22 protein-coding genes are annotated in these 24,504 nt (G+C 72.5%); 11 read left to right on the top strand and 11 right to left on the bottom strand.

Annotated features, from left to right (window positions below):
- The first annotated feature begins 44 nt into the window (after nucleotides 1–44).
- Genes K1T35_RS32865 through mutM form a run of 4 tightly spaced genes read left to right on the top strand, consistent with a single transcriptional unit; the run spans nucleotide 45 to nucleotide 2,480 of the window.
- Entirely contained in the window at nucleotides 45–620 is a 576-nt protein-coding gene (locus K1T35_RS32865; protein WP_370645179.1) for a DUF177 domain-containing protein, read from the top strand.
- A gap of 28 nt (nucleotides 621–648) precedes the next feature.
- Nucleotides 649–831 carry a 50S ribosomal protein L32 gene (gene rpmF / locus K1T35_RS32860; protein ID WP_075949936.1) on the top strand — a complete coding sequence of 61 codons (183 nt, stop codon included), beginning with the start codon at nucleotides 649–651 and terminating at the stop codon, nucleotides 829–831.
- A 10-nt stretch (nucleotides 832–841) separates the two neighbouring features.
- Nucleotides 842–1,588 (top strand): ribonuclease III, encoded by a 747-nt coding sequence (gene rnc, locus K1T35_RS32855; protein ID WP_220255652.1) that lies wholly within the window; start codon nucleotides 842–844, stop codon nucleotides 1,586–1,588.
- A 10-nt stretch (nucleotides 1,589–1,598) separates the two neighbouring features.
- Nucleotides 1,599–2,480 (top strand): bifunctional DNA-formamidopyrimidine glycosylase/DNA-(apurinic or apyrimidinic site) lyase, encoded by an 882-nt coding sequence (mutM, locus tag K1T35_RS32850; protein ID WP_220255651.1) that lies wholly within the window; start codon nucleotides 1,599–1,601, stop codon nucleotides 2,478–2,480.
- Nucleotides 2,481–2,498: 18 nt separating this feature from the next.
- Here the strand turns inward: mutM and K1T35_RS32845 are convergent, their stop codons facing one another.
- The 8 genes from K1T35_RS32845 to K1T35_RS32810 all read right to left on the bottom strand — a co-directional run bounded on the left by K1T35_RS32845 (nucleotide 2,499) and on the right by K1T35_RS32810 (nucleotide 11,063).
- Complete coding sequence (locus tag K1T35_RS32845) at nucleotides 2,499–3,239, bottom strand: DUF899 family protein (protein ID WP_220255650.1); 741 nt, start codon at nucleotides 3,237–3,239, stop codon at nucleotides 2,499–2,501.
- Nucleotides 3,240–3,669: 430 nt separating this feature from the next.
- On the bottom strand, nucleotides 3,670–4,842 hold the full coding sequence (locus tag K1T35_RS32840) for a Gfo/Idh/MocA family protein (RefSeq protein ID WP_220255649.1): 1,173 nt from the start codon (nucleotides 4,840–4,842) through the stop codon (nucleotides 3,670–3,672).
- A complete protein-coding gene (locus tag K1T35_RS32835; protein ID WP_220255648.1) occupies nucleotides 4,839–5,834 on the bottom strand; it encodes a Gfo/Idh/MocA family protein in 996 nt (331 codons plus the stop codon). The genes K1T35_RS32840 and K1T35_RS32835 overlap by 4 nt, the downstream gene beginning before the upstream one ends.
- Nucleotides 5,831–6,844: a Gfo/Idh/MocA family protein gene (locus K1T35_RS32830; protein WP_220255647.1), complete on the bottom strand. Its 1,014-nt coding sequence runs from the start codon at nucleotides 6,842–6,844 to the stop codon at nucleotides 5,831–5,833. Before K1T35_RS32830 ends, K1T35_RS32835 begins: the two co-directional genes overlap by 4 nt.
- Nucleotides 6,841–7,677, bottom strand: coding sequence for a carbohydrate ABC transporter permease (locus K1T35_RS32825; RefSeq protein ID WP_220255646.1), 837 nt, complete (start codon nucleotides 7,675–7,677; stop codon nucleotides 6,841–6,843). The genes K1T35_RS32830 and K1T35_RS32825 overlap by 4 nt, the downstream gene beginning before the upstream one ends.
- Entirely contained in the window at nucleotides 7,670–8,608 is a 939-nt protein-coding gene (locus tag K1T35_RS32820; protein ID WP_220255645.1) for a carbohydrate ABC transporter permease, read from the bottom strand. The genes K1T35_RS32825 and K1T35_RS32820 overlap by 8 nt, the downstream gene beginning before the upstream one ends.
- Nucleotides 8,605–9,852, bottom strand: a complete 1,248-nt coding sequence (locus tag K1T35_RS32815; protein ID WP_220255644.1) for a sugar ABC transporter substrate-binding protein — start codon at nucleotides 9,850–9,852, stop codon at nucleotides 8,605–8,607. The genes K1T35_RS32820 and K1T35_RS32815 overlap by 4 nt, the downstream gene beginning before the upstream one ends.
- Nucleotides 9,853–9,884: 32 nt before the next feature.
- Complete coding sequence (locus K1T35_RS32810; protein ID WP_220255643.1) at nucleotides 9,885–11,063, bottom strand: ROK family transcriptional regulator; 1,179 nt, start codon at nucleotides 11,061–11,063, stop codon at nucleotides 9,885–9,887.
- A 153-nt stretch (nucleotides 11,064–11,216) separates the two neighbouring features.
- Between K1T35_RS32810 and K1T35_RS32805 the strand changes: the two genes are divergently transcribed.
- Nucleotides 11,217–12,242, top strand: a complete 1,026-nt coding sequence (locus K1T35_RS32805) for a methyltransferase (RefSeq protein WP_220255642.1) — start codon at nucleotides 11,217–11,219, stop codon at nucleotides 12,240–12,242.
- Nucleotides 12,243–12,248: 6 nt separating this feature from the next.
- Here the strand turns inward: K1T35_RS32805 and K1T35_RS32800 are convergent, their stop codons facing one another.
- Nucleotides 12,249–13,283, bottom strand: coding sequence for a magnesium and cobalt transport protein CorA (locus tag K1T35_RS32800; protein ID WP_220255641.1), 1,035 nt, complete (start codon nucleotides 13,281–13,283; stop codon nucleotides 12,249–12,251).
- A gap of 3 nt (nucleotides 13,284–13,286) precedes the next feature.
- Between K1T35_RS32800 and K1T35_RS32795 the strand changes: the two genes are divergently transcribed.
- The 3 genes from K1T35_RS32795 (at nucleotide 13,287) to K1T35_RS32785 (ending at nucleotide 16,319) form a co-directional block, all read left to right on the top strand.
- Entirely contained in the window at nucleotides 13,287–14,729 is a 1,443-nt protein-coding gene (locus K1T35_RS32795; protein ID WP_220255640.1) for an MFS transporter, read from the top strand.
- Nucleotides 14,730–14,805: 76 nt separating this feature from the next.
- Nucleotides 14,806–15,126, top strand: coding sequence for a PadR family transcriptional regulator (locus K1T35_RS32790; protein WP_220255639.1), 321 nt, complete (start codon nucleotides 14,806–14,808; stop codon nucleotides 15,124–15,126).
- The gene (locus K1T35_RS32785) at nucleotides 15,123–16,319 is read left to right on the top strand and encodes a hypothetical protein (protein WP_220255638.1); all 1,197 of its coding nucleotides are present in this window, start codon (nucleotides 15,123–15,125) and stop codon (nucleotides 16,317–16,319) included. Before K1T35_RS32790 ends, K1T35_RS32785 begins: the two co-directional genes overlap by 4 nt.
- A gap of 48 nt (nucleotides 16,320–16,367) precedes the next feature.
- Here the strand turns inward: K1T35_RS32785 and K1T35_RS32780 are convergent, their stop codons facing one another.
- Entirely contained in the window at nucleotides 16,368–17,039 is a 672-nt protein-coding gene (locus K1T35_RS32780; RefSeq protein ID WP_220255637.1) for a CAP domain-containing protein, read from the bottom strand.
- Nucleotides 17,040–17,093: 54 nt separating this feature from the next.
- Between K1T35_RS32780 and K1T35_RS32775 the strand changes: the two genes are divergently transcribed.
- The 3 genes from K1T35_RS32775 to ftsY all read left to right on the top strand — a co-directional run bounded on the left by K1T35_RS32775 (nucleotide 17,094) and on the right by ftsY (nucleotide 22,493).
- Nucleotides 17,094–17,384: an acylphosphatase gene (locus tag K1T35_RS32775; RefSeq protein WP_255621008.1), complete on the top strand. Its 291-nt coding sequence runs from the start codon at nucleotides 17,094–17,096 to the stop codon at nucleotides 17,382–17,384.
- 44 nt (nucleotides 17,385–17,428) lie between these two features.
- Nucleotides 17,429–21,013, top strand: a complete 3,585-nt coding sequence (smc, locus tag K1T35_RS32770; RefSeq protein WP_220255636.1) for a chromosome segregation protein SMC — start codon at nucleotides 17,429–17,431, stop codon at nucleotides 21,011–21,013.
- Nucleotides 21,014–21,137: 124 nt separating this feature from the next.
- On the top strand, nucleotides 21,138–22,493 hold the full coding sequence (gene ftsY, locus K1T35_RS32765) for a signal recognition particle-docking protein FtsY (RefSeq protein WP_220255635.1): 1,356 nt from the start codon (nucleotides 21,138–21,140) through the stop codon (nucleotides 22,491–22,493).
- A 19-nt stretch (nucleotides 22,494–22,512) separates the two neighbouring features.
- Here ftsY and K1T35_RS32760 read toward each other — a convergent pair whose 3' ends face one another.
- Nucleotides 22,513–24,453, bottom strand: a complete 1,941-nt coding sequence (locus K1T35_RS32760) for a serine/threonine-protein kinase (RefSeq protein WP_220255634.1) — start codon at nucleotides 24,451–24,453, stop codon at nucleotides 22,513–22,515.
- Nucleotides 24,454–24,504: the final 51 nt, after the last annotated feature.

Genomic DNA, 24,504 nt, shown 5'->3' with positions numbered 1-24,504 from the left:
GGGAAGGTAGCGGATCGGGTTCGGGGCGGGCCTACCCTGGAGTGGTGACCACGCACCGCCCCCACCCCGGCCACCCCGACCCGGCCAGCCCGTGGGTCTTCGCCACGCGCGAGCTGGGGCGCCGTCCCGGGAACATGCGCGCCTACAGCAGGCGCATCCCGGCGCCCGCCGGGACCGCCCGGCTCGGACTGGAGACGATCGCCGTCCCCGAGGGCGCGCCGATCGAGCTCGAGGCGCGGCTGGAGTCGGTCACCGAGGGGGTGTACGTCTCCGGCACCGTCCACGCATCGCTGTCCGGCGAGTGCGCCCGCTGCCTCGACCCGCTCTCCGACGAGATCGACGTGGAGCTCTCGGAGCTGTTCGCCTACCCGGACAGCATCACCGACGAGACCACCGAAGAGGACGAGCTGCCGCGGGTCGTCGACGAGATGGTCGACGTCGAGCAGATCGTGCGCGACGCCGTCGTGCTCGCGCTGCCACTCGCCCCGCTCTGCCGGGTCGACTGCCCCGGCCTCTGCCCCGAGTGCGGGGAGAAGTGGGCCGACCTCACGCCCGACCACGGGCATGAGACACTGGATCCTCGGTGGGCCGCTCTCAAGGGGCGCCTGTCCGCCGACTGACCCCGTACTGACTGCTAGGAGATCTCACGTGGCTGTTCCGAAGCGCCGGATGTCGCGGTCGAACACGCGCTCGCGCCGGGCGCAGTGGAAGGCCGCTGTGCCCACCCTCGTCGCCTGCTCCAACCGCGCGTGCCGGGCCACCAAGCCGCCGCACGTCGCCTGCCCCACCTGTGGCACCTACGACGGCCGCCCGGTCGTCACCCCGGCCTGACGACGGGCGGATGGCAGAACGCGCCCCACAGGGGCCCGCGGACGATCGCGGGCCCCTGCTCGCGTCGTTGGGGGTGAAGGTCTCCGAGGACCTCCTCACCCTTGCGCTCACGCACCGCTCGTACGCGTACGAGAACGGCGGGCTGCCCACCAACGAGCGGCTGGAGTTCCTCGGCGACTCGGTCCTCTCGATCATCGTCACCGAGCGGCTGTACCGCGACCACCCCGAGCTGCCCGAGGGGCAGCTGGCCAAGCTCCGCGCGAGCGTCGTGAACATGCACGCCCTCGCGGGCGTGGCCGCCACCCTCGGGGAGGACGGGCTCGGCGCGCACCTCTACCTGGGCCGCGGCGAGGAGCTGACCGGCGGTAGGACCAAGGCGAGCATCCTCGCCGACGCCACCGAGGCACTGATCGGCGCGGTCTACCTCGAGCACGGTCTCGACACCGCGCGTGAGCTGGTGCACCGGCTGTTCGACGCCCTGATGCAGGGCGCCCCGCTGCTCGGCGCCGGGCTGGACTGGAAGACCAGCCTGCAGGAGCTCACCGCGTCCGCCGACCTCGGCGTGCCCGAGTACCGCATCGCCGAGGACGGGCCGGATCACCTCAAGGAGTTCACCGCCACGGCGGTGATCGCGGGCCGCGACCTCGGATCCGGGGTGGGGCGCACGAAGAAGGAGGCCGAGCAGAAGGCGGCCGAGCTCGCGTGGCGCACGCTCACCGCGGAGGCCGCCGCCGGTACTGACGGGCGAAACGGCTAGCGTCCCGTACGTGCCGGAGCTGCCCGAGGTCGAGGTCGTCCGCCGCGGCCTCGCGGACCACGTCCTCGACCGCAAGGTCGCCGAGGTCACCGTGGCGCACCCGCGCGCCGTCCGCCGGCACGTCGAGGGCGGCGCCGACTTCGCGGCCCGCCTGGTCGGCCGCACGATCACCGGCGTCCGCCGCCGCGGCAAGTACCTCTGGCTCGAGCTCGACCACGCCGAGGACGGCGAGGACGCGGTACTCGCGCACCTCGGGATGAGCGGGCAGATGCTCGTCGCCGACGCGGATCGCCCGGACGAGACCCACTTGCGCGTCCGGCTGAGGTTCGCCGACGCAGGCCCTGAGCTGCGGTTCGTCGATCAGCGCACGTTCGGCGGGCTGTCGGTGCATCCCCTCGTCCCTGCCGTGGGCGGGGGACTGGTCCCGGACCCCGTCGCCCACATCGCCCGCGACCCGATGGACCCCGCGTTCGACCTCGACGACGCGGTGGCGGCCATCCGCCGCCGCCGCACCGGGCTCAAACGGGCGCTGCTGGACCAGACCGTGGTCTCGGGCATCGGCAACATCTATGCCGACGAGGCCCTCTGGCGGGCGCGCCTGCACGGCTCGCGGCCCACCGAGGGGCTCACGCGCGGGCAGGGCCGGGCGGTGCTCGGCGCGGCGGCGACCGTGATGAACGAGGCGCTCACCGCGGGCGGAACCTCGTTCGACGCCCTGTACGTCAACGTGAACGGTGCGTCGGGCTACTTCGACCGCTCGCTCGCGGTGTACGGGCAGGCCGACCGCCCGTGCCCGCGCTGTGGCACCCCGATCCGCCGCGACCCGTTCATGAACCGCAGCTCCTACACCTGCCCCCGCTGCCAGCCGCGCCCGCGCAACCCGCACCCCTGAGCGCTGCTCGGCTGATCCTCAGGTCAGCTCGTCGGAGCGGCCGGCTTCGATGCGGGACCACTGGGCGATGGGGCGTCCGTTGGTACGCCAGTGGTGCTGGCCGTGTTCGTAACTCCAGGGCTGGGGCCAGCCGTCGGGGGAGTCTTCCCACGTCTCTTGGCGTCCGTAGACGGTCATGTCCAGCAGCCCGTGGGTGGGGGCCATGATCTCGACGCCACGACCGCCGGTGTAGTACGTCTCGAACACCCGCTCGCCGTCGCGGACGTAGCAGACGAGGTGGTGGCGCTGCCAGTCGCGACCCTCCAGGAGTTGCGGGGCCGTCTTCTCGGCCGAGTACCACGGCATGTCCAGGCCCATGAAGTCCCGGTAGCGGATGCTTTCCGCGTACGGGCCCTTGCAGAGCACGGCGTACGTGGCGTCGCGGGAGTGGAGGTAGGACAGCTCGCGGACCTGGCTGTTGAAGAACGTGCAGCCCTCGCACTGCTCGGCGGCGGTTTTGCCGGGCCACCAGGCGTGGAAGTAGGCGATGAGCTGCGTGCGGCCTTCGAAGACGTCGAGGATCGTGATCGGTCCGTCAGGGCCGATGACCTCGATGGTGGCGTCGACCTCCACCATCGGCAGCCGCCGCCGCGCCGCGGCGATTGCGTCCCCTTCGCGGGTATGCGCCTTCTCCCGCGCGAACAGTGCGTCCCGGGCCTCCTGCCAGGTCTTCCTGTCGACCACGGGCGGGAGGGCCTGGCCGGGTGCGTGATCGTTCATGATCGCCTCCATGCGTTCGTTGCGGTTTTGCCCACCGACGAACGGCGCATCCGGGATTGGACATCGGACGGCGCACGTTTTCATGCAGCCGTGATCGTTACTGCGCGGGGCGCGGATCAGTCGGCACTCCGCGGACGCCAGGCAGGTACCTCCCGCGCCCGGTGTGCGCTCGCGCACCCCTTCTCGGTCCACGCGACTGGTCGACGGGTCGCGTGAGCGGATACGGGATGCGTCAACAGCGGAGATCATTCCGAGAAGCGCACAATCGCCCGGTCGAGGGCCGGGATGGACATCTCGCATCGATCATGGGGCCGCGAGCGTCATGCTCGCTGTTTTGGTGCGCTCCGTGTCGGTTTCGCCCGTTTCCGCGCCGACCAGCCACCGAGGGACGAGCTCCGTCACGTCGCCGTCGACTGGCGAGCCAGACGAGCTACAGCGGGCGCTGCCCCCGCTCGAAGTACGCCACGAGCTGCGGGTCAAGCGGCGGGACGTCATGAGGCTTGCCGCCCGCCCGCAGCGACGCCGTGGCCTGCACTCCGGCGGCGACGCTCATCCGGGCGGCCACCGGCGAGGTGTCGGTGCGCCCGCCGTCGCGGACGAACCGCAGGAACTCCGCCATGAGGGGCCGGTCCGCGCCGGCGTGGACCTCGGTGCTCGGCGGCAGGACGTGTTCTGCGTCGGCGTCGGGCGCGTAGCCGGACCGCCGCCGGTTCCACACCTTGACCACTGCGCCGGAGCCGTCGCCGAAGTTCTCCAGCCGTCCCGCGTCGCCGATCACGGTGTAGTTGCGCCAGTAGTCCGGGGTGAAGTGGCACTGCTGGTATGCGGCCAGCACGCCCCCGCCGAGCTGCAGGTTCACCAGCGATAGGTCCTCCACGTCGATCACCGGGTTGAGGTCGCGCTGGCTGCGGGGCGGCCAGTGCCGTTCCGGGGCGAGCCAGTCCGGCGGCTTCGGCGCGCCGGGTTCGCGGCGGTGCCCGTCGCCGTACACGCGCAGCGCCCCGAACGCGCTCACCCGCTCCGTATATGCGCCCGCGAGCCAGTGCACGACGTCGATGTCGTGCGCCGCCTTCTGCAGCAGCAGCGATGTGGTGCACCGGCGCTCGGCATGCCAGTCCTTGAAGTAGAAGTCGCCGCCGTTGCCGACGAAGTGGCGCACCCACACCGACTGAACCGCGCCGATGTCCCCGCGCTCGACGATCTCCCGCATCGTGCGCACCACCGGCATGTGCCGCATGTTGTGTCCGACGTAGAGCCGGCTGCCCGCCTTCTCCGCCGTCCGCAGCACCCGGTCGCAGTCCTCGACGGTGGTGGCGAGTGGCTTCTCGACGAACACGGCCTTCCCCGCCTCCAGCGCGTCGCAGGCGAGGTCCGCGTGGGTGTTATCCGGGGTGATCACCAGTACGGCGTCGACGTCGGAGCGGCCCAGCAGCGCCCGGTGGTCGGTGTGCACGCCTGCGCCCGGGTGCCGTTCCCGCACGGCCCGCCGCGCGGCCCGCTCGTCGACGTCGGCCACCGCGACCACGCGCGACTCACCGGGCACCTCGGCGGCGGTGGCGAGGCCGCTCCGGAAGCCCGCCCCGACCAGCCCGATGCCGATCAAGCAGGCTCCCCGGTGCGCACCGACTCGTAGGCGCGGGCCACGATCCGCAGCGACCGCAGCCCGGACTCGCCGTCCGGTTGCGGGCGCCGTCCGTCCCGGATCGCCGAGACGAACTCCTTGAGCATCGCGGCGTCGCCGCCCGCTCCGAAGTCGAGCCGCAGGGGAGCTCGCGACGACTCGGAGAACCCGTGGACGGCCTGGGCGAACGCGTCCATGTCCGCGATCCCGTCCTCGCCGATGAGCCGCATCGTGAGCCCGCCCCACGTCGGGTAGTGCTCGGGAACCGACCAGCTGCAGTCGATCGTCGCGATCACTCCGCCGGGGTAGCCGATCGAGACCAGCCCGCCGGTCTCGACCGGCGCGGTGGCGTTGATCATCCGGTTGCAGACGGCGTGGACGGACTCGGCCTCCGCGCCGTCGAGGACGACGTCGAGCAGGTCGGCGAGGTGCACGGTGTGGTCCATGACCGCACCGCCCCCGGCGAGTACCGGGTCGGCGAACCAGGCGCGCGCCGTGGGCAGCTTGCCGTTGTTCGTGCCCGCGACCGCGATCACCCGCCCCAGTGCGGGCAGGGTCGCCAGCAACGCGCGGAACTGCCGCGAGAAGCGCACCGGGTAGGCGACCATGAGGTGGACGCCGGCCGCCGCGCACGCCGCGACCATCGCCTCGCCGTCCGCGACGGTGGTGGCCATCGGCTTCTCGCACAGCACGTGTGTTCCGGCCGCGGCGGCGAACTCGGTGAGCTCCCGGTGCCGGGAGTTCTCCGAGCAGATCACGACGCCGTCCGGCCCCCAACCGAGCAGGTCCTCGTAGGTGTCGAAGTAGCGGGTGACGCCGAGCCGCTCGGCGAGCGCGCGCCCGCCGGACTCGCCCGGCGGGCGCTGCCCGGCGTCCGGGTCGGCGACGGCCAGTTCGACGTCCGGGCGCGCGCCGAGCAGCCCGATGTAGCTCAGGGCGTGCAGGTGGGCCAGCGACATCACGCCGATCTTCACGCGGGCACCCCCGCGAGGTCGACGGCCTCTGGCCTGCCGCTGGCGAGCGAGGCGTTCGCGGCCGCCGCGAGCCGGACGGCGGCGACGCCGTCGACGGCGTCCACCCGGGGAGCGGGCCCGCCGGTGAACGCGGCCGCGAACTCGCGGATTTCGGCGATGAACGGGCTCTCCACCAGGGAGACGTCGGGCAGCAGGCGCTCGCCGTCCTGCGGCGCACCGGTGTCGGTGCGCAGGGACGTCTCGGTGGCCGAGTCGTACGACAGCATCCCGTCGGTGCCCGCGGCGTGGAAGCCGTACCGGAACCGGGTGCCCGGCCTGGCCCACGTGCCGGTGACGGCGCTGATCGCCCCGCCGTGGTGCCGCGCGACGACGTGCGCCGACACGACCCCCGTCGCCGTTCCCGGGGCGCTGTCGTGCAGGCGCGCGTGTACCCACTCGACCTCGCCGCCGAGCCACCGGGCGAAGTCGAGGTCGTGGATCATCTGGTCCATGATGATGCCGCCCGAGAGCTGGGGGTCGGCGAACCACGCACGGCGGGGCCGCGCACCGCAGCGGTCGAACCGGAGCACCGCGGGAGCGCCGATCGCCCCCTCGGCCACGGCGGCCTGCAGCGCCACGTACTCCGGGAAGAACCGCACGACGTGCCCGGGGTAGAGCCGCACGCCCGCGTCCGCGCAGGCCTGGGCCATCGCCTCGGCCGTTGCGGGGTCGAGGGCCAGCGGCTTCTCGCACAGCACGTGTCGCCCCGCAGCCGCGGCGGCGAACACGATCTCGGGGTGGGTGTAGGTCGGGGTGCAGACGTCGACGACGTCCACGGCGGCGAGCAGCTCGTCGAGGCCGTCGACGGCGTGGCCTGCTCCGTGCCGCGCCACCAGGTCCGGGGCGCCGTGCAGCGAGTACACGCCCACCTCGGCGCCCAGGTGGAGCCAGGCCGGGAGGTGGGCGTTCGCAATCCCGCCCGCGCCGACCATCCCCACGCGCAGTGGTTCCGTTCCGCTGATTTCCATCATCCTTTCGTCCCGGAGAGGGCGATGCCCTGCACGAACTGCCGCTGCAGCGCCAGGTAGGCGAGCAACATCGGGATCGAGGCCATGAGGGCCCCTGCCATGAGGACGGGGTAGTCGGTCCACTCCTGGCCCTGCAGGCTGGTGAGACCCGCGCTGATGGGCATTGACGCGGGGGCGGTGTTGACCACGAGCGGCCACAGCAGGTCGTTCCACGTGTGCATCACGGTGATCACCGCGAGGGCCGCGAGCGCGGGCCTGACCAGCGGCAGCATGATCGAGAAGAAGATGCGGAACCGGCCCGCGCCGTCCAGGAGGGCGGCCTCCTCGAAGTCCTTGGGGATCGTCGCGAAGAACTGGCGCAGCAGGAACGTGCCGAAGGCGGAGAAGAGCCCGGGCAGGATGAGCGCGGGTAGGGAGTTGAGCAGCCCGAGGCCGGACATGATCTGGTACTGCGGCAGGATCAGCAGCTGCTTGGGCACCATCAGCACCGACAGGAACAGCGCGAAGATCAGTTCCCGGCCGCGGAACTCCAACCGCGCGAAGGCGTAGGCGCCGAGCGAGCAGAACGCGAGCTGGCCCAGCGTCACGGCGGCCGCCACGATCAGCGAGTTCAGCAGCTGCTGGCCGAACGGCAGCACGTCGAACACTGCGGCGAAGTTCGACCACAGCCACTCCCGCGGCAGCAGGGGAGGCGGCACGGTCGTCGTCTCCGGAAGCGACTTGAACGCGGTGAGCAGCTGCCAGACGAAGGGGCCGATCATGACGACGGCGCCGAGGACGAGTACGGCGTGGGTGAGAACCGAACCGGTGCGGGTACCGCGGGCGCTGTCAGACATAGTTGACCCACCTGCGCTGGAGCCGGAACTGGACGTACGTGAGCCCCGCGATCAGCAGCATCAGCAGGAAGGCGAGCGCGGTAGCCGTGCCCTTGTCGGCCTCGACGAACGCCTTCTCGTAGAACAGCGAGACGATCGACTGGGACGCGCCGAAGGCGGGGTTCACCGTGGCCGACGCGCTCATCACGTACACCAGGTCGAAGATCTGCAGGGTCAGGATGATGTTGATGACCGCGCAGAAGAAGATGCTCGGCGACAGCAGCGGCAGCGTGATGTGCCAGAACCGCTGGAACGCGCTCGCCCCGTCGATCTCGGCGGCCTCGGCGTACTCCTTCGGGATCGCCTTGAGCCCCGCGATGAAGATCACCAGGTAGTAGCCGACCTGCGACCACACCTGCACGATGCCGATCGCGAAGAGCGCGGTGGCCGGGTTGGACACCCAGTAGGTGCCGGGCAGCCCGAAGATGCCGAGGAACTGGTTGATCAGGCCGAAGTCCCCGTTGTACAGCCACTTCCAAACCATCCCGCTGGCCACGGGCAGCGTGACGAACGGGATGAAGTAGAGCGTGCGGTACACGGTGACGCCGCGCAGGCCGTCGCGGTTCAGCAGCACCGCGAACAGGATCGCGGCGGGGAGCGTGAGCAGCCCGATCAGCATGTAGAGCAGCGTGTTGCCGAGCGCGGTCCAGAACGCGTCGAGCTGGAAGACCGTGAGGTAGTTGGTGAACCCGGTGAAGGTGTGCCCACCGAACGGCCCCCACTCGGCGAAGCTGAGCACGAACGTCGAGACGGCGGGGTAGAGGTAGAAGATGCCGAGGCCCAGGCCGACCGGGGCGATGAACAGGTAGGCGCTGCGCTGGCGGCGCCGGTACGGCCGGGCGGGTGCCGCGCGCTCGGCGCGTACGGCCGGCGCGGTCGCGAGCTGGCTCATACCGCCTCCTTCGCGAGGACGTCGTTCATGTCGCTTGCGAGCAACTGGGCCGACTCCTCGATCGGCCTGCTCCCGGGGCCGATCCAGGACGGCCCGAGGACCCGCAGCTGCATGAGCTCCCACGTCGTGGTCGAGACCGAGGCCGGGTAGGCCGTCGCGACCGGCACCTGGTCGATGAACGACTGCATCCGGAACTCCGGCTTGGCCTCCAGGAACGCCTGCTGCGTACCGGAGAAGCTCGGCAGGATCGTCCCCGAGCGCCCTTGGATCTCGCCGGTGGTGCGTCCCGCCATGAACTTCACGAACTCGTAGGAGGCGTCCGGGTACGGCGTGCGAGCGTTGATCACGTTCGCGAGCCCGTGGATGACCGTGCCCCGCTGCGCACCTCGGGGGAGGACGGCGACGCCGGTGCGCGCGCGGACCTCCGGGTCCTTGTACGTGGCGTTCGAGTCGTTGGGCAGGCCGTTGTACATCGCGACCTTCCCGCCCTGGAACTGCTCGCGCGCGCGGGTGTCGGCCTCGGCCATCGCGTTGGGCGCCAGGTTGCGGTCGATCGCGTCGGTGAGGAAGCGCAGGCCGCCGATCGTCGCCTCGTCGTCGAACCCCGACCGCGTGCCCCGCAGCACCCAGCCCTCGTTCTGGAAGATCGCCGGGTAGAGGTTGCGCTGGCGGTCCAGCGCCGCGGAGAACCCGAACACCCCCGACCGGGGGTCGCGGATCTCGGCGGAGGCGTCGAGGACGTGCTGCCAGGTCCAGCTCTCGTCCGGGTAGCCGATCCCGGCCCGCTCGAACAGCTCCTTGTTGTAGAAGAGGCTGATCGTGTCGTAGTCCTTGGGCACGCCGTACTGCTCGCCGTCGCGCCGGTAGAGCTCCACCAGGTGCGGCGGGTGCTCGGCGAGCGTGATCCCGTCGCGCGCCAGCCGGTCCGTGAGCGGCAGCAGGGTGGCGTACCGGGCGAACTTGGCGATGTTGGGTGCGTTCATCCAGAACACGTCCGCGGCGCCGCCGCCGACGATCGAGGTCTGCAACTTCGTCCAGTACGTGGCCCACGGCGTGAGCTGGATCGTGACGTCGATGTCCGGGTGCTCGGCGCGGAACGCGGAGATGACCTCCTGCATGGCGGGCACCTGGTCGGCGTCCCACATGCCGTAGCCGATCCTCACGCGCCCGCCGTCGGGCACGAACGCGGGGCCCGCGGTACCCGAACATGCGGCGATACCTGCGGCGAGCGGGAGCGTGGCCATGGATCTCAGCAGGGTGCGACGGGGAACCGGCGTCATTGCAGGCCTCCAGGGACGGGACGGGTGGGAACGCCGAGCGGCGGCGCGACGAGCGCCGCGAGTAGCGGGCTGTGCCGGACGGCGAGCTGCAGCGCGGAGCGGACGGCGCCCAGCGCGACGGCCTCCGGACCGAGCTGCGACAGCACGAGCGGCGTCGTGTTGAACACCGGGCGATCGAGGTGGCGTTCGATGCCCTCGACGAGGGGTCTGCCCGCGCGCGAGACGCCGCCGCCGAGCACGACCATGTCCGGGTCGAACGCCTTGACCATGAAATCGACGACCTGGGCGAGCCGCCGGTAGAGCTCCTCCACCAGTGCGGCCGCCTGCTCGTCACCTGCGTGCGCGGCGCGGAACACCGAGCCGATCGCGTCGGGGGAGTCCGGGTCGCTGCCCGGCATGGCGAGTAGCTCCTCGGTGCTGAAGTACAGCTCCGGGATGCTCCCGATCTCGCCTGCCGCGCCATGCCGGCCGGTGTGCAGCGATCCGTCGACGATGATGCCGGCGCTGGTGCGGCGCCCCGAGAGGATGTAGACGACGTCGTCGACGAGCCGGGCGGCTCCGATCCAGTGCTCGGCGAGGGTGGCCATGTTGGCGTCGTTCGCGACGGTGACGGGCACGCCCGCCCAGCGGCCGAAGTGCTTCTCGACGTGGAAGCCGGTCCAGTCCGGGATGACGGTGCTCAGCGTGACCCGGCCGGCCGGATCGACGATGCCGGGTACCCCGAGGCTCAGCGCGAGGGTCTCGCGCGGCTCTACGCCGAGCTCGGCCACGGCGTCGGCGACGAGCGACTGCACGGCCGTGCGGCGCTCCGCGCCGGGCGTCGTCCGGCTGATCGGGCGGGTGACTGTGTGCCGGGTCGTGCCGGTGATGTCGGCGACCATCGCGGTCAGCAGGTTGACGCCGACGTCCACGCCGACGACGAAGCCTGCGTCCGGGTCGAGCCGATAGGTGCGGGCCGGCCGGCCGGCCTGGCGGGCGCCCTCCGGTGCGTCGGCGGGTTCGCGCTGCTCGACCCACCCGAGGCGGCCGAGCTCGGTGAGGATCGAGTCGACGGTGGGGCGCGACAGGCCGGTGCGCTGCGCGAGCTCGGCGAGCCTGCTGCCTTCGTCCACGCGCAGCGCCGTCAGCACGCTGACGGTGTTGGCGTGCCGCTCCACCGAGGAGTCGGAAGCCATCGCTGCCCCTGTCGTGACAGGTTCACAACATGATCAGGCCATTACGCTAGGCGGGTTTCATAAATAGGGCAAGGGGGCCGTTGCGAGCGAGACCAGGTGACGCTTGCGAATCGCCGAGCGAGCACCTGCCCGTCACCGGCGTCTGGAGGGGCCATGAGTCAGGAACCACCGCACGAGTTCCGGGAGCTGCTCGCCGTCGTCCGCGGTTACGAGCGATCGCGGGCGCTCACCGTCGCGGCCGAGCTGGGGATCGCCGACCTGCTCCGGGATGGGCCGCAGGACGCCGACGAGCTCGCCGCGGCGACGGGCACCCACGCGCCGACGCTGTACCGACTGCTCCGGGCACTGGCATCGATCGGCATCTTCGCCGAGGGCGCCGACCGGCGGTTCGCGCTGAGCCCGATGGGCAACTACCTGTGTCGCGACCACCCGCTCTCGGTGGATCCCGCCGCGCGCATGTTCGGCGCCGACTACGAGTGGCGTGCATGGGGCGAGCTGGCGCACAGCGTGCGGACCGGCGAGAACGCCGCCGCGTACGCCCTCGGGTGCGACGTCTGGGAGTACCGGCGCCGGCACCCCGAGCACGGTGAGGTCTTCGACGCGGCGATGCGCACGTTCTCCCGCGACGCCGGCCCGACCGTCCTCGCGGCGCACGACTTCGCCCGCTACGGCGTGATCGCGGACATCGGCGGCGGCACCGGCGCGGTGCTCGCGGCGGTGCTCGCGGCCCATCCGTCGGTGCACGGGATCCTGTTCGACCAGCCACACGTCGTCGCGGGCGCGGACCCGGTGCTCCGCGCCGCCGCCGTGGCCGACCGGGTGAGGGTCGTGCCCGGCGACTTCTTCGCGGAAGTGCCCGCGGGAGCCGACGCGTACCTCCTCGCCCGTGTCCTGCACGACTGGGCGGACGAGGACGCGCTGCGCATCCTGCGCAGCGTGCGGGCCGCAATGGCGCCCGAGGCCCGGCTGCTCCTTGTCGAGGCGGTCGTGGGTCCGCCGAACGAGGATCCCGCGGCGAAGTTCCTCGACCTGATGATGCTCGTCTCCGCCGGTGGCAAGGAGCGCACCGAGAATGAGTGGCGAATGCTGTTCGTCGCTGCCGACCTGGAGCTCACCGCCGCTACCCACGCAACCGTGAACAGGCACGTGCTCGAGGTGGTACCGGTCCGACCCCGATGACGGGCCCTACAGCCAGTTGCGGCGTTTGAAGACCATGTAGAGGCCCAGGCCGAGCAGGAACATCAACACGACGGCGAACGGGTAGCCCAGTGGCCACGCGAGCTCGGGCATGTGGGTGAAGTTCATGCCGTAGATCGAGGCGATCAGGGTGGGCGCGAAGAGGATCGCTGCCCAGGAGGAGATGCGCTTGACCTGCTCGTTCTGCTCGAAGCCCGCTTGGGTCATGCGGGCCATCTCCTCGTTCTGTCGCTGGCCGACGAGGGCGGCGTTGACCTGGAGGATGTTGGCGAGCAGCTGCCGGAACGCCTCGATGCGCTCCAGCACTCGGGTGGAGTGGTCGGCGACGTCGCGCAGCGCGCGGCGCAGCTCGAGGTCGGCCTCGCCGGCCTGCTCCTTCAGCTGCTCCCGCAGATTGTCGAACATGTCCGCCAGCGGCTCCACCGCCCGCTGGAACTCGATGACCTCGCGGGAGAGCTGGTAGATCCGCTTGGATACCCCCGGGTCGCCGCCGAAGACCTGCACCTCGATCTCGTCGATGTCGTCCTGCAGGCCGTCGAGCACGGGGAAGTAGTCGTCGACGATCTTGTCGAGCACGGCGTACAGCACGGCGTACGGGCCGTTGTCGAGGAGGTCGGGCTCGCGTTCCAGCCGTTGCCGCACCTGCGCGAGGTCGGGCTTCTCCGCGTGCCGGACGGTGATGACGAAGTCGGGTCCGAGGAACAGGTGCACCTCTCCGATCTCCACGACCTCGACCGGGTCGACGTAGCGGGCCGGGCGCAGCACCACGAACAACACGTCGCCGTAGCGCTCGAGCTTGGGGCGCTGGTGCGCGGTGATGGTGTCCTCCACCGCGAGCCCGTGCAGCGAGAACTCCCGGGCGACCGCCTGGATCTCTTCAGGGGACGGGCGCAGCAGGCCGATCCAGCAAAAGCTGCGGCCCTCGTCAGGGCATTGCCGCAGCTCCTCGAAGGTTCGATCCAACGAGCCCGGTACCGCGGCGCGCTTGCCGTCGATGTAGATGGCGTTGTCGACCACGGACATGGCGTGAGACTAACCGCGGAGCGGGAACGCGGTGGTGTGGGTAGGGACGCGCGGGGCAGCGCCCTGGGCCACCGCCGGCTCGCGCTGCCGGCACTGCTGCTGGGATCGTTCATGGGGGTGCTGGACCCGTTCGTCGTCACGGTCGCGCTCCCGGCGATCCGGTCCGACCTGGGGGCGACCGCGGCCCAGGCGCAGTGGATCGTCGCCGGCTACGGGGTGACCTACGGGACGGGGCTCGTCCTGGGAGGGCGGCTCGGCGATCGGTACGGACGCCGCAGGCTCTTCCTGGCCGGCATGTCCGGCTACGTGGCGGCCTCGCTGGTAGCCGGGACGGCGCCGGCAGCGGGTTCGCTCGTGGGAGCGCGCCTCGCGCAGGGGCTGGCCGCGGCGGCGGTGCTGCCGCAGGTGCTGTCGATCATCCGGAGCAGCTACGCGATCGGGGAGCGGGAACGCGCGGTCGGCTGGTACGGCGCCACGATCGGTCTCGGGGTGGTCTTCGGCCCGGCGTTCGGAGGGCTGCTCGTCGGGCTCGACATCGCCGGGCTGGGCTGGCGGACGGCGTTCCTCGTGAACCTCCCGCTCGGCGCCGTCGTGCTCGCCGGGGCTGCGCTGGCCGTGGGGGAGTCGCGCGGGGACGGCGTCCGCGACCTGGACCTGCTCGGCGCCGCTCTCGGAGCCGCCGCGCTGCTGGCGTTGTTCGTGCCGGTCAGCCATGGCCCGGAGAGTGGCTGGCCGTGGTGGACGGTGGCGCTGCTGGCCGCCGTGCCGGCGCTCGTCGCCGGGTTCCTGGTGCACGAGCGGCGGCACCGCGCGCCGGTGCTGCCGCCGCATCTGTTCGCGGAGCGCCGGTTCTCGGCGGGCATCGTCGTCGTCCTCCTGCTGTACGCGGCAGGTGCGGGCGCGCCACTGGTCTTCGTCCTGACCCAGTATCTGCAGGACGGGCTCGGCCGGTCGCCGCTCGAGACAGGACTCGTGTTCGCGCCGCTCGGCCTCGGGTTCGCTGTCGCGTCGGCAGTCGCACCGCGGCTGACCAGGGCGGGGGCAGCCATCCCCGCCGCGGGAAGCGGGATCGTCGCGATGGCACTCGGCGCCCTCGTGCTCGTCGCCACGTCCGCGCCGGAGGACCTGCAGCCCGCGCTCGTCGCCCTCGTGATGCTGGTGGCCGGGCTGGGCCAGGGGTTCGCGACGAACCCCGTCATTTCGCTGGTCCTGACTGCCGTTCCGGACTCCGCGGCAGGCGCGGCGTCCGGGCTGCTGCTCACCACCACACAAGTGGGAAACGTCGTAGGCGTGACCGGGGTCGGCGGCGCGTTCATGGCCCTGCTCCCGCCGGGCCCGTCCCCCGCGCCGGCGTACGGGCCCGCCCTCGCGTGGTCGTCGGCGCTACTGGCAGGCGCGACGGTGGCCGCGTCGATCATCATCCTCGCCCGGCTCAGGACGGCATGACGCGGCCGCTCGTCGACCCCGTGCGCGCTACTACGCGATGCGTAGTACTGTGCACCGCACAGAAGGGGGGCGAGGCATGGACACGAGTCAACTGCTCAAGGGTGTGCTCGACCTCGCCGTGCTCGCGGTGCTCGACCGCGGCGACGGCTACGGCTACGAGGTGGTGCGTGGCCTGCGCGCCGCCGGACTGAACGAGGTGGGTGACGCCTCGGTGTACGGCACGCTCCGCCGGCTCTACAACGCCGGGCTCCTCACCTCGTACGTGGTGCCGAGCGAGGAGGGCCCGCACCGCAAGTACTACAGCCTGAACCCGCCGGGGCGCGACCGCCTCCGCGAGATGGCGAAGACATGGCGGGCGTTCGCCGAGACGATGGAAGGGCTGGTGGCTGCGGCGTGAGCGACGACGGATCGACGGTGCAACTGGCGAGCCCCGCGGCCGAGGAGTACCTGGCGGGTGTGCGGGCGGCGCTGGCCGATCTCCCGGCGCCGGAGGTCGCGGAGATCCTCGACGACGTCCGTGCGCACCTTGCGGACCTCACCGCCGAGCTCGGCGGTGAGGCGGACGGCGCCGCACTGACCGCGCGGCTGGGCTCGCCGAGCGCCTACGCCGCCGAGCTGCGCGCGGCGGCCGGTTACCCCGCCGCTTCCGAGGGGGCCGAACGGCCCCGCCACGGGCTCGCCCGGCTCGCGATCGCGGTGCCGGCGGCAGGGGCGCTGGTGTTCCTGCTCGGGGCCGCGGCAGGTGAGCCGTTCGTCCTGTTCGTCGGGCTGTTGGTCGGTGCGCTCGGGCTGCCGCTCGTGATCCGCGACGGGCCGCACGTGCCGAGCGTGGCCGCGCTGCCGGAGGTCCGGTGGCTCGTCGGGGCTCGTCCAGAGGACGGCGCGGCGGGCACGGCCGCCGATTTCGTCGCGAGCCTCCAGCCCGCCTGGTGGGTCGTGCGGGCGATCGCGGCCGCCGGGCTCGTCGTGGCGGTCTTCGGTGGCGAGGCGCCCGCCGTGCTGCTGCTCGCGCTCGTCGCCGTGCCCGTGTCGATCTGGGTGGGGCACGGCACCCGGCGGGACCGGCGCTGGCTCTGGATCGTGGTGCCGCTGAACGTGCTGGCCGCACTGGTGCTGACGTGGATGCTCGCCGCAGGCATGCCTCGCTCCTACGAGAGCTCGGCCTCGAGCTACCCCGTCTCCATGCCGGGACTGTGGCAGGACTCGGAACGGGAGATCCGGGACATCCGCCCGGTGGACGCCGCGGGCAACCCGCTCACCGGCGTGTACCTGTTCGACCAGGACGGCATGCCGATCGACGCGGCGGGCTCGGAGTGCGTGGGCCATGACGACGGCGCCGATCCCGGCGGCAATGCGGCCTACCCGCGGGGAACGTGGGACTACGACCCGCGCACCGGTGGCTGCCGGTACACCCCACCCGGGCCGCTGGTGGTCGCGGTGCCGACGACGCCCGCACCGGGCGCCGGGGCCGCGACTGACATGCCGACCGCGGAGCTCGCCCCGCCCGTCGTGTCGGTGCCACCGGCTCCGTCGGCAACACCGCTCGTGCCCTCATCCGTCCCCACGCCGGGCGTTCCGCCGACCCGCTGAGCCCGGGGTCCGTGCCGGCACGTCGGGGGCGCCGGCACGGACCCTTTCCTACCTGCCGAACTCCTGCACCCAGTAGTTGCCCGACCGCGCCACGCCGATCGTCGTGAAGGCGCACGTCAGCATCGCCGATCGGTGCGACGGGGACGCCATCCACTCCTTCACCACCTGGCTCGCGCTCGTCTGGCCCTTGGCGATGTTCTCTGCCCCCGGCCGCGGGTAGCCCGCCGCCCGGACGCGCTGCTCGAAGCGCCGCCCGTCCCGGCTCACGTGGTCGAAGTAGCCCTTCTCGTTCATGTCCGATGCGTGGGCCTGGGCGGCGCGGGTCAGCCGGCCGTCGGGTGCGAGGTCGCCGCAACCCGCGTCGCGCCTGCGCTGGTTGGTCAGCGTGATGACCTCCCCCATGGCGCCGGAGACCGCGACGGGTTCGCGCTTCGGCGGAGCCGCGGGGGCCGGCGGCGCGGGCGGGGGCTTCTCCGGGGCGGCCGGGGGGCCGCCCGCGGTTTCACCGGGCACCGACGCGAACGCGTGCACCGTCGAGATCTCCGTGGGCGGCGGGCGGTCGTCCACCTGCGCTGCCCGCGGCACCACGTCGGCGCCGAAGGGGGAGCCGGTCGTCGCGGCGATCGAATCTGTGCGCAGTTCGGTGGGCACGATCTCGTCAGAGAAGGTCGCGACCGCGACCCCGGCGACCAGCACGACGCCGGTCGCGAGTGCGAGCATCTGCGCACCGGCGTTAGACCGGTTGGGGGGCACGAACGGGTAAGCTAGCAGTTCGTGATCACCCGCAGCGATGAGGCAGTGCGGCTCACGGCATGGGTGCACGGTCACGTACAGGGCGTCGGTTTCCGCTGGTGGACTCGTTCTCGCGCCCTCGAACTCGGCCTCGTGGGCAGCGCGCGCAATCTTCCAGACGGACGTGTCGTGGTTGTTGCCGAGGGTGAACATCACCCATGTGAGTTACTTTTGGCCGCGCTGCGTAGCGAATCGACTCCGGGCCGTGTCGATCACGTCGTCGAGCAATGGAGCGAGGCGCGCGGCGGCCTGCGGGGGTTCGAGGAGCGCTAGCGGTAACCTCGATCGACTGTCCACGTCTTTGGAGAACCCCGCCCGTGCACCTGAAGAGCCTGACGCTGAAGGGCTTCAAGTCCTTCGCCTCGGCGACGACCCTTCGGTTGGAGCCGGGCATCACGTGCGTCGTCGGCCCCAACGGCTCGGGAAAGTCCAACGTCGTCGACGCGATCAGCTGGGTGCTCGGCGAGCAGGGTGCCAAGGCCCTGCGCGGCGGAAAGATGGAGGACGTCATCTTCGCCGGCACCTCGGGGCGGGCCCCGCTGGGCCGCGCCGAGGTCACGCTCACGATCGACAACTCCGACGCGGCGCTGCCCATCGACTACTCAGAGGTGTCGATCACCCGTCGGATGTTCCGCGACGGGGCGGGCGAGTACGAGATCAACGGCAACTCCTGCCGCCTCCTCGACATCCAGGAGTTGCTGTCCGACTCCGGCATCGGCCGCGAGATGCACGTCATCGTGGGGCAGGGGCAGCTCGACTCCGTGCTCCAGAGCAAGCCTGAGGACCGCCGTGCGTACATCGAGGAGGCCGCGGGCGTCCTCAAGCACCGCAAGCGCAAGGAGAAGGCCCTCCGCAAGCTCGACGCGATGCAGGCCAACCTCACCCGGCTCACCGACCTCACCGCGGAGCTGCGTCGCCAGCTCAAGCCGCTGGGCCGGCAGGCCGAGATCGCGCGCCGCGCCCAGTCGGTGCAGTCCGAGCTGCGCGACGCCCGGCTGCGCCTGGCCGCCGACGACATCGTCACCGTGCGCACGCAGCTCGCCCGCGAGGAGGCCGACGAGGCCGGCGCCCGCGCCCGGCGCGCCGAGGTCGAGGAGCAGCTGTCGGTCGCGCGCGTCGAGCAGGAGCGGCTGGAAGCCGCCCTCGCCCAGGACGCACCGCGCCTGGCCGCCGCCCAGGACACCTGGTACCGGCTCTCGGCGCTCGCCGAACGCCTGGCCGGCACCGTCCGGCTGGCGCAGGAACGCACCCGGCACCTGGCCGACCCGCAGGAACGCGCCCCCGGCCGCGACCCCGACGAGCTCGATGCAGAGGCCGACGCCATCGCGGAGGAGGAGGCGGAGCTGGTTGCGGCCGTCGCCGAGGCCCGGCGGCGGCTGTCGGACATCCTCGAGGAACGTGCCGAACACGAGAAGATCCTCGCCGCCGCCGAGCGCGCCCACATGGCGGCCGTCCGGGCCCTCGCCGACCGCAAGGCGGGCATCGCCACCCTCGCCGGCCGTGCCGAGGCGCTGCGCAGCGGCGCCGCCGCCACGGCCGACGAGATCGAGCGGCTCTCGGAGGCGCTGGCGGAGGCACAAGAGCGCACCGCCGCGGCCGAGGTCGAGCTGGAGCACGCGCGCGACGAGCTCGGCACCCTCGACGAGGGCGACACCGGGCTGGAGCAGCGCAGCGCACAGGCCGCCGAGGCGCATCAGGCCGCCAGGGCGAGGGTGGCCGAGCTGGTGGCCCGCGAGCGCGAGCTGGAGCAGCAGCGCGCGCACTGGCGGGCGCGCGTCGACGCCCTGTCGGTGAGCCTCGCCCGCCGTGACGGTTCCGGCGAGCTCGTCGGCACCGACGGTGTGCTCGGGCCGCTCTCCGGCCTGCTCACGGTGGAGCCGGAGGCCCGGGCCGCGGTGGCCGCCGCCCTCGGGGAGCTCTCCGACGCACTGGCCGTGGAATCGCCCGATGCGGCGGTGACGGCTCTCCAGCTGCTGCGGAGTCGCGACGCAGGCAGAGCCAGCCTGGTGGTCGCCCCCGAGGTTCAGGAACGCCACATTCCTGAACCTGGGGGACAGGAACGTGGCGTTCCTGAACCTCCCGTCGGGCGGTGGGCCCTCGAGTCCGTCACCGCCGAACCCTCGGTCGCCTCCGCCGTCGCGCGGTTGCTCGACGGCGTCCTCGTCGTCGACGATCTCGCCGCCGCCCGGGCCGTGGTCGCCGAACACCCCGAGCTCACCGCCGTCACCCGCGACGGCGACGTGCTCGGAGCCGCCCGCGCCTCCGGCGGGTCGGGCGCGGCGTCGAGCGCGCTCGACGTGCAGGCGGCGGTGAACGAGGCCCTCGAACGCCGCGAGGCCGTCGAGGAGGAGCTCGCCCGGCTGCACCCCGCGCTGGAGGGCGCCCGCGCCGAGGAGGCCGCCCGGCTCGTCGACCTCGAGGCCGCCAAGCGGGTGCAGAGCGCAGCGGATACGCGCAAGGCCGCCGCATCGGCGCAGCTCGGCCGGTTGGAGCAGGTTGTCCGCTCCGCCACGGCCGAGGCGCAGCGGCTGCGCGAGCGCCGCGACACCGTCGAGTCCCGCCGCTCCGATGCCCTACTCGCGTTGGAGGCGGCCGAGCAGCAGCTCGCACGGGCCGAGGACGAGCCCGTGGACGACGAGCCCGACACGGAGGTGCGCGACGCCGCCGCCGAGTCGGTCGCGGCGGCCCGTGCCGAGGAGGTGGAGGCCCGGCTCGAGCTGCGCACCGCGGAGGAGCGAGCGCGGGCGATCGCGGGCCGTGCCGACTCGCTGCGCAGGCAGGCGGCATCGGAACGCCAGGCGAGGGCGCGGGCCGCGGCCGCCCGCGAGTCGCGCGAGCGCAGCGCCCGGATCGCGCGGGCCGTCGTCGAGGCGGGGGAGATCGCGAGCGAGCGGATCGCCGAGTCGCTCGCCGCGGCCGCCGCGGAGCGCGACGCCGCCGCTGCGGCCCGCGACGCCCGCGAGCGCGCCCTCGGCGAGGCCCGCGCCACCGCCGGGCGGCTGTCGGCGCTCATGGACAAGCTCACCGACGCCGTGCACCGCGACGAGGTGCTGCGCGCCCAGAACAGGCTGCGCCTCGAGCAACTCACCGAGAAAGTGCTCGGCGAGCACGGCCTCGCCGTCGACGACCTGGTGGCCGAGTACGGCCCGGACGAGCCGGTGCCGCCGTCGGCCGCCGAGATCGCCGAGTACGAGGCGGCGAAGGAGCGGGGCGAGGACGTCACCGAGCCCCCGTCCATGCCGTACGACCGCGGCACCCAGGAACGGCGCGCCCGGCGCGCGGAGAAGGACCTCACCCTGCTGGGCAAGGTCAACCCGCTCGCACTGGAGGAGTTCGCCGCGCTCGAGGAGCGCTACCGGTTCCTCTCCACCCAGCTCGAGGACCTCAAGAACACCCGCCGTGACCTGCTCACGGTCGTCCGCGAGGTCGACGACAAGATCCTCGAGGTCTTCACGACCGCCTACGCCGACGTCGCGCGCGAGTTCGAGATCGTCTTCGCCACGCTGTTCCCCGGCGGCGACGGCCGGCTCGTGCTCACCGACCCCGACGACATGCTCACCACCGGCATCGAGGTCGAGGCCCGCCCGCCGGGCAAGAAGGTGAAGCGGCTGTCGCTGCTGTCCGGTGGGGAGCGCTCGCTCACGGCGATGGCGCTACTGGTGGCCATCTTCCGCGCCCGCCCGTCGCCGTTCTACGTCCTCGACGAGATCGAGGCCGCCCTCGACGACGTCAACCTCCGCAGGCTCATCTCCCTCATGGAGGAGCTGCGCGAGGCCAGTCAGCTGATCGTCATCACCCACCAGAAGCCGACGATGGAGGTCGCCGACGCGCTCTACGGCGTGAGCATGCGCGGCGACGGCATCACGACGGTGATCAGCCAGCGCCTCCGCGCCGTCAGCTGACGGCCCCGCTCCTTTCCGACGAACGGCGCGTTCGTCGGAACCTATCCGACGAACGCGCCGCTCGTCGGAGAGCGACGGGGGTGCTCGGCGCTCCGGCCACCGCCGGGCGTGACAGGGTGGAGCGGTGACCACGCAGACCCTGTGGATCGTCGTCGCCGTCGTGGTGGCGATCCTGATCATCGCCGTCGCGCTCGGCGTGGTGCTGCGCCGCCGGCGCCAGATCAGCCTGCGCGAGCCCGACCAGGTCGAACCGCCTCGCCGTGCGGGTACCTACCAGGCCGGAAGCGGGATCGCCTTCTCAAGCGGCACTGAGACCGCTGAGCCGGAGACGCCGCCCGCACCCGCGCCGGGGGCCGAGCCGCCGTCGGCCCCCGCGCCGACCACCGACGGCACCCCGTTCGTGCCGCCCGCCGCTCCGGCGCCGGACACGACGGTGCCGCCCGATACCGCGGTGCCGCCCGCGGCGGAGCCGCAGGCCGAGGCCCCGACCGTCCCTGCACCGTCCACCAACGGAGCTGCCCCGGCGGCGCCCCCCGCCGCGCCCACCGACATCGCCCCGGCGGAGGGGCGCCTGGAACGCCTGCGCGGCAGGCTCGCGCGCTCCCGCACGGGCTTCGGCCAGGGCCTGCTCGGCCTGCTCGGTGCCGGGGAGCTGGACGAGGAGTCGTGGGAGGACGTCGAGGCCACGCTGCTGCAGGCCGACCTCGGGCCCGAGATGACCGTCGAGCTGGTCGACACGCTGCGCACCGAGCTCGCCGCCCGTGCGGTGCGCACCCCCGAGCAGGCCCGTCAGCTGCTGCGCGAGGTGTTGACGAACGCGCTGGGCACCGACGTGGACCGTTCCGTGCGCGCACTCCCGCACGACGGGCGCCCCGGCGTGGTGCTGGTCGTCGGCGTGAACGGCACCGGCAAGACCACCACCACCGGCAAGCTTGCCCGCGTGCTCGTGGCCGACGGCCGGCACGTGGTGCTCGGCGCTGCCGACACCTTCCGCGCCGCCGCCGCCGAGCAGCTCGCCACGTGGGGCGAGCGGGCAGGCGCCACGGTCGTGCGCGGGCCGGAGGGCGCCGACCCGGCCAGCGTGGCGTTCGACGCCGTCAAACAGGGTGCCGAGGAGGGCGCCGACGCGGTCCTGCTGGACACCGCGGGACGGCTGCACACGAAGACCGGCCTGATGGACGAGCTGGGCAAGGTCAAGCGGGTGGTCGAGCGGCAGGCCGATGTGGACGAGGTGCTGCTGGTACTCGACGCCACCACCGGCCAGAACGGGCTCACGCAGGCGCGGGTGTTCGGCGACGTCGTGAAGGTCACGGGCATCGCGCTCACCAAGCTGGACGGCACCGCGAAGGGCGGCATCGTGTTCCGGGTGCAGCGCGAGCTGGGCGTGCCGGTGAAGCTCGTCGGCCTCGGCGAAGGCCCGGACGACCTGGCCCCGTTCGACCCGGCCGCGTTCGTCGACGCGTTGCTCGGAGCGCGCTGACGAGCGGAGTGCGCGGCCGTCAGCTCGGCGGGGGGAGCCTGCGGGCGGCGGCCGTGGCGAGCGCGGTGGCCGCCTGGCAGAGCTCGGCGTCGGTGCCCGGGCCCTCGTAGGTCAACCAGACGGCCTCGACGCCGTCGCTGCCCGCGACGGTGTAGGAGCGCTGGACGAACGGGACCCAGCAGGATCCGCCCTGCGGGAGCACGAGGCCGGGATGTCCCGCGATGTCGGTGGGCGTGCCGAGGTACGCGCCGAGCGGGAGGGTCCGGTAATAGATCAGTGTCACCCTCTCCGTGCTCGTGAACGACGCCCAGTCACAGCCCCAGTCGGCGAATCTGGGCCGCGGCGGCGTGGCATTGGGGATGGCGACGGACAGGTCCTCCGCCGTCAGCAGGCTGCAGCTGGGGATGCCGGTGAGCGGGCTTGTGGCGGCCGGCGCCCGCACGCCGATGCCCTGTGCGGCCAACCGAGCGAGGACGGCCGCCCGCGCTGCGTCGGTCACCTCGCACATGTCGGCGCTGCCCGTCCAGCCGTCCTGGCTCCAGACGGCCAGCTGGATGGCGTTCCCGTCGGCCAGCAGGATGTGCTGGTCGCAGTAGCGCTCCACGGGGTCGTAGCTGATCACGGTGTAGCCCGCCTCTTGCTCGCGGCGGCCTCCGGTGACCTGCGCGATCTCCAGCCCGTTCTGGAACGTCAGTGCATACGTGGCCGTGCTGCCATCGGACCGTTCGAGTTTCACGCTGCACCCGGCGAAGGGATCGTCGCGCAGATCGAGGGACGCCGTGCCGAACGGATGCAGCGCGGCGAGGTCCACCAGCGAACACGGGTCTGCGGTGGTGACGTCGGCGATGACGGCGGTGCCCGCCGTCTCGGTTGGGGGTGTGACGGCGGGCGGGACGCTCGGCCCTGCGCCGCCGGGTGCGCCGTCGGGCAGGGTGACGACGACAGCGGTGATGAGACCGGCCACCACCGTGATGGCAGCGGCAATGGCCGCGGCCACCCGGGATCCGCGGCGCGGCCGCTGCTCGCGGCGCGGGAGCGCAACGGGATCGAGCTCCTGCACACCGACGCGCACCGGATCGATCGGAGGGCTCACAACGGTGGCGGCCGGCCGGCCGCTGTCGGCGATCCGGCGCAGGACCGCGTGGGCCTGTGCAGCCGTCGGCCGCGCGGCCGGGTCGTCGTCGGTGAGGCTCCCCAGCAGGTCGGTGAGTGGCCCGGCGCGTTGTGGCACGGGCGCCCCGCCGCGCCCGATCCGCGCCAGCAACGCAAGGACGTTGCCGGGGTCGGTGCCGAAGGGCGGGTGTCCCTCGACGGCGGCGTACAGGGTGGCGCCGAGGGAGTAGACGTCGCTGCGTGAGTCGGTGCCCTCGCCGCGTGCGGTCTCCGGCGCGAAGTACGCCGGGGTTCCGGTGAGCACGTGGGTGGCCGTGAGCGCGGGCGCCGCGGCGGTGTGGGCGATGCCGAAGTCGGTGAGCTTGACCAGCGGCCCGGCGGCCGATGGCCGCGACAGCAGCACGTTGTCCGGCTTCACGTCGCGGTGCACGATCCCGGCGGCGTGGGCGGCGGCCAGCGCGGCCGCCACGTCCGCCCCGATGGCGGCGACCTCGACGGCAGGCAGCGTGCCACGCTCCGCGAGCACGCTGCCCATGCTGCGCGACGGTAGGAACTCCAGTACCAGCCACGGCTCGCCGTCCTCTAGGACGACGTCGAAGATCGAGACGATGTGGGGGTGGTGCAGCGCGGCGGCGATCCGGGCCTCGCGCATGATCCGCTCGCGCGCGAGCGCGACGTCGGCGACCTGCTGGTCGGCCAGGCGCACCTGCTTGAGCGCCACCTCACGGCCGAGGAGTTCGTCGCTCGCCCGCCACACGGCACCCATGCCGCCGGTACCGACGAGCTCGCGCAGCCGGTAGCGGCCCGCGACCACGGCGATCGGAGCGCCGTCCGGGATCCCGGTCAACGTCTACCCCCCAGGTGAGACCGAACGGAGAAGGGACAGTGTCACGGTCGA

The sequence above is a fragment of the Pseudonocardia sp. DSM 110487 genome (genome assembly GCF_019468565.1).
Classification (GTDB): domain Bacteria; phylum Actinomycetota; class Actinomycetes; order Mycobacteriales; family Pseudonocardiaceae; genus Pseudonocardia.
This window is presented reverse-complemented; position numbering and strand designations above follow the sequence as displayed.